Below are 14,686 nucleotides of genomic sequence, written 5' to 3'. Positions count from 1 at the left end.
AGCCCGGTCCGCCGAGTACTACGCCGGCAGTCGCGCCTCGATCGCGTCGATGATCCGCGGACGCAGATCCGCGACGCTGACGATGGCGTCCACCGAACCCACCTCGACCGCGCGCTCAATGTTGTGCACGCGGTCGAATTCCGCGGCCACATCGCCCAGCTTCTCCGCGCGCACCGAGGACCGTGTCTCGTCGAGTTCGGCACTCAGCGTCGCGCGGTCGGTGCCGACGGCATTGGCCACCCGGCTTTCCAGCTCCCGCACGCGCAGATCGGCCGCGGTCCTGGCCTTCACCTCACCGGCGAACACCACCGCGGCGGCCGGCGCGCCGCCGAGCACCGAGGCGAACGATCCTTCGAGCGCGAGCACCGTCATGTTCGGATTCAGCGCCTTCGAGAACACCACGAACGCACCGCCGTGGTAGCGCGAGATCACGCAGAACACGATGGGGCCGTCGAAATTCACGATGGCACGGCCGATTTCGGCGCCGTACTCGAGCTGCAGCTTGCGCATCGATTCGGGCGAGCCGTCGAAGCCGGACAGGTTCGCCAGCACCACCAGCGGCCGGTTACCGCTGGCCGCGTTGATGGCCCGTGCCGCCTTCTTCGACGAACGCGGGAACAGGGTGCCCGCGGTGTAGGTGTCGGGTCCGTCGGTGGACGGGAAGCCGCGTCGCGCCACATTGCGTGACTCGATTCCCAACAGGCACACCGGGATTCCGCCGAGATGCGCGTCGTGCACCACCGCGGTCTCGGCGTCTGCCATCCCGGCCCAGCGCTCCAGGACCGGGTGGTCCTGGTCGGCCAGTGCCCGCATCACCGTGCGAATGTCGAAGGGCTTCTTGCGATCCGGGTTGGCGTGAGCGGAGAAGATCTCGCCGACGGTGGCGAAGCTGCTGTCCGCCAGCACATGCGGGAAGCTCGAGATGTCGCGGTCGACGGGATCGCCGGTCGCGGCCCGGCGCGGCGCCTGCTCCCCCGGGGCGACGTAGGTGTGGTCGTAATGGGCCATCAGCACATCGCGGGCGGCGGACAGGTTCGGCGCCCAGTACTGCGCCTGCCCGTTCGGGCCCATCACCCGGTCGTAGCCGCCGATGCCGAAGTTGTCCTCGGCCGAGACACCGCCGGAGAAGTCCAGCGACTGCTTTCCGGTGAGCACCATGGCCGAGTCGGGCGTCATGACCAGCACACCCTTGGTGTGCATGAGCATGGTGGCCTCGGCATTCCAGTACGGCTGCGCGCCGACGTTGATGCCGGCGACCACGATATTGATCTCGCGACCGTCCTGGGTGAACTCGACGATCCGCTTGAGCGCGGCCGCCACCCAGTCCATGTTCTCGGTACCCGAGGACATCGAGATCCGCGCGCCCGAGGACAGCGCGTACCACTCGAGCGGCACCTGCAGGCTCTCGGCCAGATCCAGCGCGGCGATCACCCGGCGGCATTCCGGCTCCGAGAGCGCGCCGAGGGACTTGGTGGGGTCACCGAGCAGCAGCACTCGGGTCACGCCCTGCGGATGCTGCGCGGTCGCTGTGGTCACCACACCGGCGACGATCGCCGCGGTGTTGTGGCCCTTGGGCCGATCGACCGGCACCAGCGCATGGTTCGCGTCGAGATCGTATTCGGCGAAATCGCCCAGCAGCGACGTCAGTTCGTACGGGTACACGGTGTTGCGGGCCGCGGCGCGCAGCACCTTCTGCCGGTATTCGTCCAACGGCTCGACGGGTTCGTCGGTCCGTTCGCCGACCGTCACCTCGGATCCGCCGTCGGGACGGAACGAGATCCGCACGCCGACCTTGGTGAGCTCGCCGGTCTCGGGATCGCGCTGGCGGGCGATGAGCAGGATCTCCTCGAGCCCGGCGCCCGCAGCCGTCGGCAGCACGTGGCCGCCGATGGTCTCGAGCTCCGCGCGGGTGACATCCATGTGCGGCCAGATGTACATCACGATGCGGTTGGTGTTGAGCCGCTTGGCCGAGGGGAACCGCGACTGGGCCCGCCGGATCGAGTCGACGCAGGTGGCAATGGCGCTCTCGGCGGTGGGCAGGGCGACCAACCGGCCGTCGTGATCGCGCAATGCCGCGAGGTCACGGACCTGGGCGAAGGCGATCAGGCGCTCGTCGGAGGGGTTCTCCTTGGCCACGCCGCGGAACAGGTAGACCTCTTCGTCCGAGGACGGCAACCGGGTGAGGTCGAACTTGCGCAACCGCTCCAGCTGCATCCGCTGCGCGATGTAGGGGTGCAGTCCGCGGATCAGCCGTTCCTCGGCCATCCCCGTCACCGACGGACGGAAGGTGAAGTGGTGGTGCATGACCGAACCGCCGCTGCCCGCGACGGTGGCGGTGATCCGGTGCACCTGATTCGGTACCGGGTGCGCGCCCAGCACCTCCTGCAGGGCCGCGGCCATCGCGTCGAAGTCCTCGGGCTGCGATTCCCAGCTGAGGTAGATGTCGGCGTCGATGGAGACGGCGCCGCTCGCCAGTTCGGCGAGCCCGTCCAGTGCGGCGTCGAGCTTGTCGAAGCCGACGGCGGTCGAGACCAGCGTCGAACCGTAGCGTTCGGCCACGACGAACGTGGTGTCGCCGACCTGTTCGGTGCGGACGCCGGTGAGGCCCTTGTTGCCGTAGTAACGCCGGGTCAGCACCTCGAGCATCGAGGTGTGGTCGGGCTTGTCGCGCTCGAGCCGCTGGCCGAGCAACCGCACCAGGGGTTCGGTGCTGCGCACCATTTCGGCGATGCGGGCGCCGCGATCATCGGCGGCCGGGTTCGCGTCCAGGTAGCTCAGGTGCTTGCGGACGTTGGTGTACACGCGAGCGCGGTTGCGGCGCAGCAGCGGCTGGCCGTACCAGGCGTAGACCAGACCGCGGGCGAGATCGGCGATCACCGGGAAACGCACCTGCGTCGCCGCGACGAGACGCTCGAGCGCCAGGCCGACGGGTTCGCGCAGCACCTGGTCGGGCATCGGCTCGGTCAGCCATTCGCGCAGCAGCGCGGTGACGACGGTGACGGTGTCGGTGGGACGCTGCTGAGCGAGGAAGATCCGGAAGACCGCCGCTTCGAGGTCGGGCGTGCGGTCCAGCTCGGTGACGCCGTAGTGGCGCAGCGCCGTGCCGAGTTTGGCCTGGTACGACTCGGGGAGCCCGGCCCGCTCGACATCGAGACTCTGCAGGTAGGTGTGGAAGTACTCACGGGCGCTGTGGACGTGACCCTGGACGTGATCGTCGTCGGCCGACCGATTGTGGCTCAGCTCGGCGAGATCGGCGAACATCTGCACCAGTTCGAGCTCTTCGGCGAGCGGGCGCAGGCTGTCGGCGACGGCTTCGCGGCGGGCCGTGAGGTAGTCGTCGAGGACGCGGCGGTCGTCGTGCGGGTCCACGTCGAAGCCGAGCAGCAGGCTGCTCAGGTCCTGCAGGCCGCGGGCCACGCGCTCGTGGGCGCGCAATGGTGTTGCCGCGCTGGGCAGATCGAGCTCGACGGTGCCGGTGGTCTCGGCCTCGGCGGCTTCGTCGTCGTCGGCGAGCGGCTCGAGCCGCAGCAGCGGGGCGCCCGCTTCGACCTGGGTGCCGACCGAGACCGCGCATTCCTTCAGCCGGGCCCGGAACGGTGCGCGCAGCACCGTTTCCATCTTCATGCTCTCCAGCACCAGCACCGGCGCTCCGGCCTCGACCTCGGCGCCGACCTCGAGCGGCGTGCCGACGACCAGCGCGGGGGCGGGCGAGCGGACGACACCGCCCTCGTCGCGGCTGATCCGGTGAGTCACGCCGTCGACGTCCACCACATGGGTGGGTCCGTGGGTGCCGGTGATCAGGCGGTAGCGGGTGCCGTTGACGACGATCTGGCCGGTGTGGTGATCGAAACGCTCCAGATCGACATCGGCGGTGCGCAATTCGCCACCGGCCTCGATGCCGACGCGGAAGCGGTGCGCGCCTATCCGGGCCACGCGCACGCGATATCCCGCGCCACGCAGCTTCAGATCCAGCGGCCGTCCGCTCTCGTGCTGTACCTGCGGACGCCCGCCGGACGCGGTCGAGAGCAGTCGATGCCGCTCGACCCGCTCGTCTTCCTCGTAGGCGTCGATCGCGGCCACCGCCAGCGCGACGGTGGAGTGCCGATGGGTCACCAGGCGGCCTTCGCCGCGCACCCGGTCGATCCAGCCGGTGTCGGCGCTGGCGTCGATGACCTCGGGCTGGTCGAGCAGGTCGAGGACGAAACTCTTGTTCGTCGCGCCGCCTTCGATGACGACGCGGGTCTGGGCCATGGCCCGGCGCAGCCGGCCGAGGGCCTCGGCGCGATCGCGGCCGTAGGCGATGATCTTGGCGATCATCGAGTCGAAGTCGGCGGGGATCGTGTCGCCTTGGCTGACGCCGGTGTCGACGCGGATACCGGGACCCGCGGGCAGATCGAGGCGCACGATGCGGCCCGGGGCGGGCGCGAAGTCGCGGTCGGGGTCTTCGGCGTTGAGGCGGGCTTCGATGGCGTGGCCGCGCTCGACCGGCGGCTCGCCCTCGAGCTTGATGCCCGAGGCAACCCGCAGCTGCGCGTGCACCAGGTCGAAACCGGTGGTGAGCTCGGTGATCGGGTGCTCGACCTGCAGGCGGGTGTTGACCTCGAGGAAGGCGAACAGCTGGTCACCGGGGTGGTAGAGGAACTCGACGGTCGCCGCGCCGCAGTACCCGACCGCGATCGCCAGGCGCTCGGCGGAGCCCTTGAGTTCAGCGGTCTGCTCGGCGCTCAGCACGGGAGAGGAGGATTCCTCGATCACCTTCTGATTGCGTCGCTGCACCGAGCAATCGCGCACGCCCAGCGCCCACGCGGTGCCCTGACCGTCGGCGATCACCTGGACCTCGACGTGCCGGGCGCCCGTGACCAGGCGCTCCAGGAAGACGACGCCGCTGCCGAAGGCGCGGGCGGCCTCCTGCTTGGTGCGCTCGTAGGCGTCGACGAGTTCGGCCTCGTTGGTGATCACGCGGATGCCGCGACCGCCACCGCCGGCGGTTGCCTTCAGCATCAGCGGGTAGCCGATCGCGGTGGCCGCTTCGATGGCGTCTTCGACGGTGTCGACCGCGCCCCGGCTCCACGGCGCGACCGGCACGCCGACTTCCTCGGCGATCAGCTTGGCGCCGATCTTGTCACCGAGCTTGCGCATCGCCTCGGCGCTCGGCCCGACGAAGGTGACGCCGATGTGGTCGCACAGTTCGGCGAACGCCGGATCCTCGGCGACGAAGCCCCAGCCGACCCAGGCCGCGTTGGCCTTGGTGGCCACGAGGGCATTCTCGAGGGCTTTGAGGTCGAGATACGGGCGTGCCGAGGCCGGACCGAGGTCGTAGGCGATATCGGCTTCCCGGACGAAGGTGGCGTTCCGGTCCACGTCGGTGTGCAGGGCTACGGTTTCGATCGGTAGCCCGGTTGCCGCCGCCAGATCACGGACGGCATGGATGAGGCGCATAGCGGCCTCGCCCCGATTCACGATGGCGATACGGCTGAACACTCGCCGACTCCTTCCATTTACCCAGGACATCGTCCTGCGGGTGAGATTTGCAACTCCCGGTCCGTGCGCAGTCTGCACCCCCGTGCCCCATATACAAGCACCGTGCGCGGGTTACCGGCACGTAGCCAAGGCACGAGCGGCCGCCGAGCACCATACAACCTGACGAACGCGAGCGGCCGGAGGCGCTGAGATGACCGCTGGCAGGCGTCGCGATGCCCGCTGGTTGAACAAGTATCTCCCCCGAGTGAGTGGACGGCCAAGGTCTGCGGTCCCGGACCATCCACTCACTGCGAAATCCTATCAATCATGTTGACCTACAACATATTCGAGGTGGCATCCCACCCGTCCCACCAGGTGCGGGACGTGGGCGGGCCTTCGGCTGTCATCCGTGCCATAACTACGCGCCCGAGATCGTGAGTTCTGCCAGTCGGCGCGCCGAATCAGTCGCGTCGGCACGCGGGCTTCTACCGTCGGGTCCGTGTCAGCAGACTCTCCCGGCAACGCCGCCGCCCCTTCCTATGACTACGACGTCTTGATCGTCGGATCCGGGTTCGGTGGCAGCGTCACTGCCCTGCGCCTGGTGGAAAAGGGATACACCGTGGGTGTCCTCGAAGCCGGTCGCCGGTTCGCGGACGCGGACTTCGCCGCGACCAACTGGGATCTGCGCCGGTATCTGTGGGCCCCACGGTTGGGTTGCTACGGCATCCAGCGCATTCACCGCCTGCGCGACTGCTTCATCCTGGCAGGCGCCGGGGTCGGCGGTGGTTCGCTCAACTACGCCAACACCCTGTACAAACCCGGATCGGCGTTCTTCGGCGACCGGCAGTGGGCCGATATCACCGACTGGGACGCCGAGCTCAGCCCCCATTACGACCAGGCCCGCCGCATGCTCGGCGTCGTGCGCAATCCGCACATGACTCCGGCCGACACGATCATCGAGTCGGTAGCCGACGAGATGGGAGTCGGCGACACCTTCGTCCCGACCCCGGTCGGGGTGTATTTCGGCGAACCCGGCCGGACCGCTGCCGACCCCTACTTCGGCGGCGTCGGTCCCGAGCGCACCGGCTGCATCGAGTGCGGGGAATGCATGACCGGCTGCCGTCACGGCGCCAAGAACACCCTCGTCAAGAACTACCTCGGGTTGGCGGAGCGGGCCGGCGCCGTGGTCTCGCCGATGACGACGGTGACCGCGATCCGGCCCCGACCCGACGGCAGCTGGCTGGTCGACACCGAACGCACCGGGAGCTGGATCCGCAAACACCGTGCCACCCGGTCGGCGCGACATGTCGTCCTGGCCGCGGGCACCTGGGGCACCCAGCACCTGCTGTTCCGCATGCGCGACACCGCGGTGCTTCCCGGGATCTCACCGAGACTGGGTGTGCTCACGCGCACCAACTCCGAAGCCATCCTCGGCGCCGGACGCACCGAGGTCGACCCCGCCGTCGACATCACCAAGGGCGTGGCGATCACGTCCTCGTTCCACCCCACGCCGAACACCCACGTCGAACCCGTGCGCTACGGCAAGGGGTCCAATGCCATGGGATTGCTCAACACCTATCTGGTCGACGGCGATCAGCGCCTGCCGCGATGGTCGCGGGTGCTGCTCATCGCCGGGCGACACCCGGTGCAGACCGTGCGACTGCTGCGCACCACCCGGTGGAGCGAGCGCACGCTGGTCCTGCTGGTGATGCAGAGCCTGGACAATTCGATCACCACCTACACCCGGCGCGGGGTGTTCGGCCGCCGGTTCACCAGCAAGCAGGGTTTCGGCGAACCCAACCCGTCGTGGATCCCGCCCGGGCACGAGGCGACCCGGCACGTCGCCGCGAAACTCGGTGCCACACCGGGCAGCACCTGGCCCGATGTGTTCAACGTCCCGATGACCGCGCACTTCATCGGCGGTTGCGTGATCGGTACCGATGCGAGCGACGGCGTCATCGACCCCTATCACCGGGTCCACGGCTACCCCGGTCTCAGCGTCGTCGACGGTTCGGCGATCTCGGCCAACCTCGGCGTCAATCCGTCACTGACGATCGCCGCCCAGGCCGAACGCGCGGCCGCGCTGTGGCCCAACAAAGGCGAACCGGATCCACGCCCCGCACCCGGCGATCCCTACCAGCGGATCGCCGCGGTGGCACCGAACGACCCCGTCGTGCCCGCCACCGCCACCGCCGCCCTTCGCCTGCCGATCTGGCCGGTCACCGCGTCCACCCACGAGGACCGCTGAGCTCGGTGTAGAGAATGCGATGAGATCGCCGGCCGAGACTTTGTGACCTCTCCCGCCTCCCCCGCTTATCGCGCTGCCACACCGTGATTCGACTACCGTCGCGCACAGCATTTGAGTTGGTTGGAAGGTGGCAGTAAGCGTGGTAAGTACCAAGGCGAAGCTCGACGGGCTGGCCGAGATTCTGGCGATCGCCGCGGAACCAGCAGGTGAGGCCGCCGTAGCGAAGCGAGCGAAGAAGGGCGTTCCGAGCGTTCGCGAGCGGATGAACATGCTGCTCGACCCTGGGACATTCATCGAAATCGGAGCGTTGGCACGTCAGCCCGGACAGCCCGATGCCCTCTACGGCGACGGACTGGTGACCGGTCGTGGGCTGATCCATGGCCGGACAGTGATCGTGATCGCTCATGATCCGACCGTCTACGGCGGGTCGGTCGGTATCACGGCGGCGCGCAAGTTCATGCAGGCGCTCAAACTCGCGTTCGACAACGGTTGCCCGGTCGTGACGATCAACGAATCCCCCGGCGCGCGGGTGCAGGACGCGGCCGGTTCACTCGCCTCGTTCGGCGATATGACCCGGGTTCTGGAGAAGCTGTCGGGCTATGTGCCGCAGGTGTCGATCATGCTCGGCAAATGCGCAGCGGGCTCGGTCTACGGACCGATCAATACCGACGTGCTCGTCGGCACGAAGGATACCTACATGTTCGTCACCGGGCCCGACGTGATCAAGGCCGTCAACGGTGAGGACATCAGCGCCGAGGCGCTCGGCGGCGCGGAGGTGCAGGCCAAACGTGGCACCCTGCATCACGTCGCGGACAACGAGCAGGAAGCCTTCGACTGGGCCCGCAACTATCTCAGCTATATGCCGTCGAGCTGCCTCGAACAGCCGCCGGTCGTCAATCCCGGCCTGGAACCCGACATCACCGCCTACGACCTGGAACTCGAGACGATCATCCCGGATTCCGATCGTGCGGGTTACGACATGCACGACGTCCTGTTGCGCCTGTTCGACGATGGTGAATTCCATGAGATCCGGGCGGCTTTCGCCCCGAACCTGATCACCGGGTTCGCCAGGGTCGACGGCTATCCGGTCGGTGTGATCGCCAATCAGCCGCTGGTCCTCGGCGGGTCCGTCGACGCCGCGTGCTCCGACAAGGGGACCTACTTCATCCGGCTGTGCAACGCCTTCAACATCCCGCTGATCTTCGTCACCGATACTCCCGGCGTGCTGCCCGGCCTCGATCAGGAAGACGCGGGCGTGATCATCCGGGGCGGCCGGATGCCACGCGCGATCATCGAGGCGACAGTACCGATCATCAGCCTGGTGGTGCGCAAGTCCTATGGCGGCGCCTACGGAATGATGGGCTGCCGTCAGGTCGGTGCCGATGTCAGCTTCGCCTGGCCGACCGCCCGGATCGCCGTGATCGGCGCCGAAAGTGCGGTCGACCTCGCCGCCAAACGCCAATTGGCCGCTGTCCCCGAGGAACACCGCGCCGCGGCGCGCGATTTCATGATCAACCAGTACAACGAGACCATCGCCACCCCGTGGGTCGCCGCCGAGCGCGGCTACATCGACGCGGTGATCGAGCCCTCACGCACCCGCCTCGAGATCCGGCACGCACTGCGCCTGCTGCGCGACAAGCCGCCGGTCAAGCCGGAGTTCAACCCGCGTAAGCACCCGCTCTACCCCATGTGATCAGCCCGCGCGCGAACTGGTTTCGCTCGGAGGCCGATAGAGCTCTGTTGATCCGGACCCGCGGTGGGCCCGGATCAACAGAGCGGCGCGCAGATGACACAGACCGGACACGTCGTTGAGGTCGAACCCGGTCATCTGGCCGATCCTTTTCAATCGGTAGTCGACGGTGTTCGTGTGGATGAACATCATGCGCGCGGTCCGTGACCGCTGCATATTCGTGGACATGTACACCTCGAGCGTGCGTAGTAGTTCCGGATGCGCTTCGAGGGAATCGACGATGGAACTCAGATAATCGCGCGCGGGGCCCGGCCGGGTCAGCTGATATTCGAAGGCCAATTCGTGCGGGCGATATACCTTGCTCGGACCACCGAACCGATGCACGATTTCGACGAGTTCATGGACTTGCTCGGCGGCGTGCGGGATTTCGGACGGCGTCGCCGACGTCGCCACCGCACGCACCGGCACCTGCGCCGCGGCGGACAGGTGCACGATCAGCTCATCCAATTCCACCTGGGTGAATTCGTGCGCGGGCAACAGTAGCGTGCCGCCGTCCACGCTCAACAGCGACAGCACCTTCCCGTCACAGCGGTCCGCCAGTTCTGCCTGCACGCGGCGCAATTTCCGTCGCGCGACGACTTTCGCGTCCAGAGTGGGATCGAATTCCTCTGCGTGCGGCGGGAGTTCGAGCGCCATCACGTGATAGCGATCGGCGACCTCGATGCCACATTCGCGTGCCATCGTCGACGTGTTCTGGCCGCCGAGCAGCGCCGACGTGAGGGTGTGCACCGCGGTGTGGTGCTCACTGTCCACCGATCGCAATTCGCGGACGTAGGCCACCGAGACCGCCGAGGTGATCATCTTCTGGGCGTCCATCAGCCGCCGAGCCACCCCGACCACGGTGTCGTAGTCATGATTGGTGACGTTGGTGATGACGAGATCGAAGCCCAGTTTGAAGCCCTCGTGCACGGCGTCGTGAATGGTGTCGATCGGGATTCCCTCGCGCGCCCAATCGGCGGCGGCGGCCTGTACTCGCTCGACCCGTCCCGGGATATCGCGGCCGTCGAGCATGCTCCTGGTCAGCTCGAGACAGACGCGGGTCACCGTGGTGACGTCTCCGTCGAGTGCTTCGCCGGGCAGCGTGCCGCACGGCACGACATTCTCGATGAAATGCACCACCATCTGGCGGGATATCGTCCGTACATCCTTCAAGGGGTTCGACACCGGCCGCCCCGAAACGGTCAGGAACGGCTCGATGGACGTTGCGCCAGCCATGATGAATCCTTCCCACCCAGATCACTGGGCAAGCCCCCAAACTACCGTGAACGACAATCCCCCGTCCAACCTTCACTTGTGACAAAGAGTAAGAGAAGGCTGGATCAATGATGCTTTCCGACAAAGAAACCCGCGGGCCTGCGGGTCCACAACGGTGCGGCGGTGGCGGATCCGAACCGGAGCCGCGCACATCTTCACTCCGTGAACGGTGTCGCCACCGCCGCATTTAGCCGTGTCAGTCGGTTACAGGCAGAAGCTGACCTCGAGCACCGGGAGCGGAAGGGGAACACACACTTCCACCGAACCCGAGACGGGCGCAGGCGCCGCGGCCGTGGCGGTGCCTGCGCCGATCGCACCGGCGGACAGCGCGATCGCGGCGACGGCGAGCGGACGGGAAATTCTGGAGTTCATACGGTCATCCTTATTTGCACTCTGTGAAGCATCCCAGCTTCGGGACATCTCGATCAGATCACGGCCACCACGCGGACCGCTATCACCGTGCACAGGTTTTGACGTTCCAATTCCCTTTCCGCGGAATTGTCATGGATTTCCACAACAATTTCCATCGCGAACTTCTCGCGTTTCGTAGCGCCTTCAGGTATTGCGCGGCCGCCGGTCCCGAGCGGGATTCGGGATCGGTTGCGGCACTTGACGCATGAGCCATCTGCGCGGGCCGCCACCCGGCAGGTCGAGCACCCCGGTCGTCTCGAATCCGAGGCGTTCGTAGAAGGACAGGTTGTGGGGATTCGTCGTTTCCAGGTGCACGGGGACACCGTCCGCGGCAGCTCGGTACATTCCCGCCGCGATCAGATCCCGTCCGTGTCCGTGTCCGCGCGCCGACGCGGAGACGCCCACGGCCAGCAAGTGCCAATGCTGCTCCTGCACACCTGCCGCGTAGGTCGCGCGCGCACCGGCACTGGCACGTCCGGCATGCGAACCGTAGGTGTGGATCGATCTCAGCTGTCGACCCAGCGTCGCTCGCGGCAGGATGTGAAAGGTGGCCAGCCATACCGCGACGCCGACGATCGCGCCGGTGCTGTCGAGCGCGAGGTCGACGCCGTCGCTGCAATCGCGGGCGTCATCGAGCGAGAATCGAAACGAGCGGACGAGCCGGGTTCTGCGGCTGGATTCCTTCGGGTGCAGCCACAGGCTCGCCGGATCATTCGCCAAGGAGGCCGCCAAGAGTTCGGCGGCGACACCGAAGTCCTTCCGGTTGCCGGGGCGAACCCGCCGGGCATCTTCCTGTACCGCATCTCCCACGGGCGGAATGATAATGGCGAGCCGTCCGTCCGGCTGCTCGAGCAGGGCGATCAGACCGGAACGGCTCGGCCGCGCAGGTAGGCGATGACGTCCTCGGCGCCCGACTGGTTCGGGTCGGCGACGGATAATCGGAACTGGGTCACCGCATCGTCGAGTCGCGGTCCCGGCCCGTGTTCGGCGAGCAGAACGATGATCGCCTCCAGCACGGCAGGCCGTGGATTCGGGTCCGCCAGTAGTTCGTCCAGATAGGCGTCCGGTTCGAGCAATCGCAGTGCCCGGCGCGCGTAGGCATGGACGCGCACCGGCAAGTCGGCGCGCACGGCGTCGACGTCGGCCTGGAGCGCGGGGCGCTCCCGGTGGGCCGGATCGACGCGCAGCCACCACAACTCGGTCAGCTCCGCGCTCAGGCCGTGGTTGTCGATCACGCCGGGACCGGTGGCTTGCTCGAGCGCCGCCGGCGGGAGGTCGCGCACAGCGTCACGCCACGCGCAGTATTCCCACCAGGCGGTCGGCGTCGCGCTGAGCTCGAGACCGAATCCGAGCGCCTGCTGACCGTCTGTCCAGGTCCGCTGGACGCGGGTGCGGCGGATCGAGGCGACCCCGCCCTCGGTGACCTGGGTCCAGGATGCTTCCGTTCCGTGAAAGCCATATGGCCGCAACAGCTTTCCCGCCTCGCGGGTCAAGCGGCGTAGCGCAGAGTCCGGTCCGTCCATGAGAGCAGACTAACTTCGCGCACCGACAAGTTCGGTTCACCGAGCAACAGCGCCCGCTCCGCCGCATGTCGCGGCGGAGCGGGATTCACGCCCGGCGGTGGTTGGTTCGTCCTAGGAATCGACGACGCGGGCGCCCGTCGTCGCGGTGCGCACCGCGGCGGTGACCTGATCGGGCGCCTCGACCATCACCAGGTGCCCCGCACCCTCCACGACGATCGCCCGAGACGGCGCCAACGTGCGGTTCAGCGTGGCGCCGGCGCGAGCGCACAGCACTCGATTGCGGCTGCCCCAGACCGTGGTGATGGGCGGAAAGCCGGGGGGCGGCACGAACTCGTCCAGTTCGCCGAGCCGCGGGATCTCCCGGGAGATCGCGGCGGTGACCATCAGCCGGCGGGGTTCGGTCCAGCTCTCGCGTAGGTGCGCGACGATGTCCGCCGCGTGCGGCGCTTTCTCCGAGCCCAGCTGTTCTGCCACGATCAGTCCCGCCAGCGGGCCGGGAATGCGCACACGGGCAAGCAGCGCGTCGATGTGCACGCGCCGACCCAGTCGCGCCGCCCATGCGGTGCGGGTCGGCCGCAGAGTGGCCGGGGTCAGCGGGCTGCTCAGCACCAGTGACCGCACCCGGTCGGGATTGCGCTGTGTGTAGAGCAGCGACAGCGCACTGCCGAAACAGTGGCCGACCAGCGTCACATCGCGCAGATCCCGCTCCTCGAAGAACGCGGTGACCATGGCCAGATAGTTCTCGACGGTGTATCCGTTGTCGGGAGCGTCGGAATCGCCGTAGCCGATGAGGTCGATCGCGAACACCCGATGCGTCTGCCGCAGGGCGTCGAATTGCGCACGCCAGATGTGACGATCGCCGCCGAGGTTGTGCAGGAAGACGATCGGGGGCCCCGCACCCGCCTCGTCATAGGTGATCGAAGTTCCGCGAAAGTCGAAATACCGCATCCCCGGGCTTCCTTCCGGTGGCAGCCACGTGACCACGCCGTCGTGGTCAACCCACGGTAGCCCCGACCCCCTCGTCCGCACGGCGAAACTCTCGCTTCTGCTCCTCGGCACGCCACACCACCAGGGCGATGATCAGCGCGAACGCGACCAGTGCTGTCCCGGTCCGCAGGAAGTGGAACAGATCCCACCGCGCGAGGATGTCGGCGTAATCGGCGGGCGCGCCGTCGACAGCCCAGGCGTTGATCTTGTGGTTGATCGGCACGTTGCCGAGCCGGGTGATGAGGAACGATCCGACGACGAGCAGCGCGGCCGCCGCGGCGAGCGCCCGGTCCCTGCCCGTCTGCACGACGGCCAGGACGAGGCAGCTCAGCGCGGCGGCGGCCATGGTGAGTTGCATGCTGATGCTGTTGTTCTGCATGAGCTCGGTGTGGAATTCCAGGCGCATCTGCAGCGGGACCCGATGAAAAGTCGGGACCAGATTCGCGGCACCGTAGCCGAACGCACCGGCGAGAAGACCGGTGGTGAGCAGGGCCAGTGCGCGTATCGGAGCGTGTTTCATGAGGTCGAAGTTAGCCGCCCGCCTCTAACTCTGACAAGACTGTCAAATTTAATCGAGGCAGAACTCGTTGCCTTCGGGGTCGGTCATCACGATCCACCCGGCACTCATCGGCGGCTCGGGCTCGAAGCGCTCGCCCCGCTGCGCACCCAGCGCGACCAGTCGCGCGCACTCGGTCTCCAACGCCGCCATCCGCTCGTCCCCCTGCAACCCGGGCGCCGCCCGCACATCGAGGTGAACCCGGTTCTTCGCGACCTTGCCCTCGGGTACCCGCTGGAAGAACACCCGCGGACCGTGACCCGCTGGATCCTCGATCGCCGATTTCGAGTTCCGCTCCTGCGCCGGAACCCCGATCCGCGCGAGGAACTGATCCCACACCACGAGCGGGTCCACCCCGGCGGGCACCTCGACGCCCGGCGGCCCCGGATGCACGTATCCCAGCGCATCCCGCCAGAAGGTCGACAGCGCGGCCGGATCGTGCGCGTCGAAGGTGATCTGAATATGGCGGCTCATCAGTACTCCGTTCATGGCAACCG

Annotated in this window: 10 protein-coding genes; 2 read left to right on the top strand and 8 right to left on the bottom strand. The window is 67.5% G+C overall.

Translation table 11 applies throughout. The features are described 5' to 3' along the window. Nucleotides 1-18: 18 nt before the first annotated feature. Complete coding sequence (locus tag ACWDXS_RS32740) at nucleotides 19-5,481, bottom strand: ATP-binding protein (RefSeq protein WP_449971737.1); 5,463 nt, start codon at nucleotides 5,479-5,481, stop codon at nucleotides 19-21. 478 nt (nucleotides 5,482-5,959) lie between these two features. Here ACWDXS_RS32740 and ACWDXS_RS32735 point away from each other — a divergent pair, with 478 nt between their 5' ends. Both ACWDXS_RS32735 and ACWDXS_RS32730 read left to right on the top strand, forming a co-directional pair. Continuing rightward, nucleotides 5,960-7,708 carry an FAD-dependent oxidoreductase gene (locus ACWDXS_RS32735; RefSeq protein WP_387448609.1) on the top strand — a complete coding sequence of 583 codons (1,749 nt, stop codon included), beginning with the start codon at nucleotides 5,960-5,962 and terminating at the stop codon, nucleotides 7,706-7,708. Between the two features lie 139 nt (nucleotides 7,709-7,847). Next, nucleotides 7,848-9,401 (top strand): acyl-CoA carboxylase subunit beta, encoded by a 1,554-nt coding sequence (locus tag ACWDXS_RS32730; RefSeq protein ID WP_378630165.1) that lies wholly within the window; start codon nucleotides 7,848-7,850, stop codon nucleotides 9,399-9,401. Here the strand turns inward: ACWDXS_RS32730 and ACWDXS_RS32725 are convergent, their stop codons facing one another. The 7 genes from ACWDXS_RS32725 to ACWDXS_RS32695 all read right to left on the bottom strand — a co-directional run bounded on the left by ACWDXS_RS32725 (nucleotide 9,402) and on the right by ACWDXS_RS32695 (nucleotide 14,663). Further along, nucleotides 9,402-10,673 carry a PucR family transcriptional regulator gene (locus ACWDXS_RS32725; RefSeq protein WP_378995082.1) on the bottom strand — a complete coding sequence of 424 codons (1,272 nt, stop codon included), beginning with the start codon at nucleotides 10,671-10,673 and terminating at the stop codon, nucleotides 9,402-9,404. It lies immediately after the preceding gene. 243 nt (nucleotides 10,674-10,916) lie between these two features. Further along, nucleotides 10,917-11,084 (bottom strand): hypothetical protein, encoded by a 168-nt coding sequence (locus ACWDXS_RS32720; RefSeq protein WP_378995084.1) that lies wholly within the window; start codon nucleotides 11,082-11,084, stop codon nucleotides 10,917-10,919. 183 nt (nucleotides 11,085-11,267) lie between these two features. Next, complete coding sequence (locus ACWDXS_RS32715) at nucleotides 11,268-11,933, bottom strand: GNAT family N-acetyltransferase (protein ID WP_378995086.1); 666 nt, start codon at nucleotides 11,931-11,933, stop codon at nucleotides 11,268-11,270. Nucleotides 11,934-11,983: 50 nt separating this feature from the next. Beyond that, a complete protein-coding gene (locus ACWDXS_RS32710) occupies nucleotides 11,984-12,646 on the bottom strand; it encodes a hypothetical protein (RefSeq protein ID WP_449971731.1) in 663 nt (220 codons plus the stop codon). Between the two features lie 111 nt (nucleotides 12,647-12,757). After that, a complete protein-coding gene (locus ACWDXS_RS32705) occupies nucleotides 12,758-13,594 on the bottom strand; it encodes an alpha/beta fold hydrolase (RefSeq protein WP_449971728.1) in 837 nt (278 codons plus the stop codon). Nucleotides 13,595-13,640: 46 nt separating this feature from the next. Then, nucleotides 13,641-14,153, bottom strand: a complete 513-nt coding sequence (locus tag ACWDXS_RS32700) for an anthrone oxygenase family protein (RefSeq protein ID WP_378995094.1) — start codon at nucleotides 14,151-14,153, stop codon at nucleotides 13,641-13,643. A gap of 48 nt (nucleotides 14,154-14,201) precedes the next feature. Continuing rightward, entirely contained in the window at nucleotides 14,202-14,663 is a 462-nt protein-coding gene (locus ACWDXS_RS32695) for a VOC family protein (protein ID WP_449971725.1), read from the bottom strand. Nucleotides 14,664-14,686 lie beyond the last annotated feature (23 nt).

Source organism: Nocardia sp. NPDC003183 (genome assembly GCF_053590715.1).
This window is presented reverse-complemented; position numbering and strand designations above follow the sequence as displayed.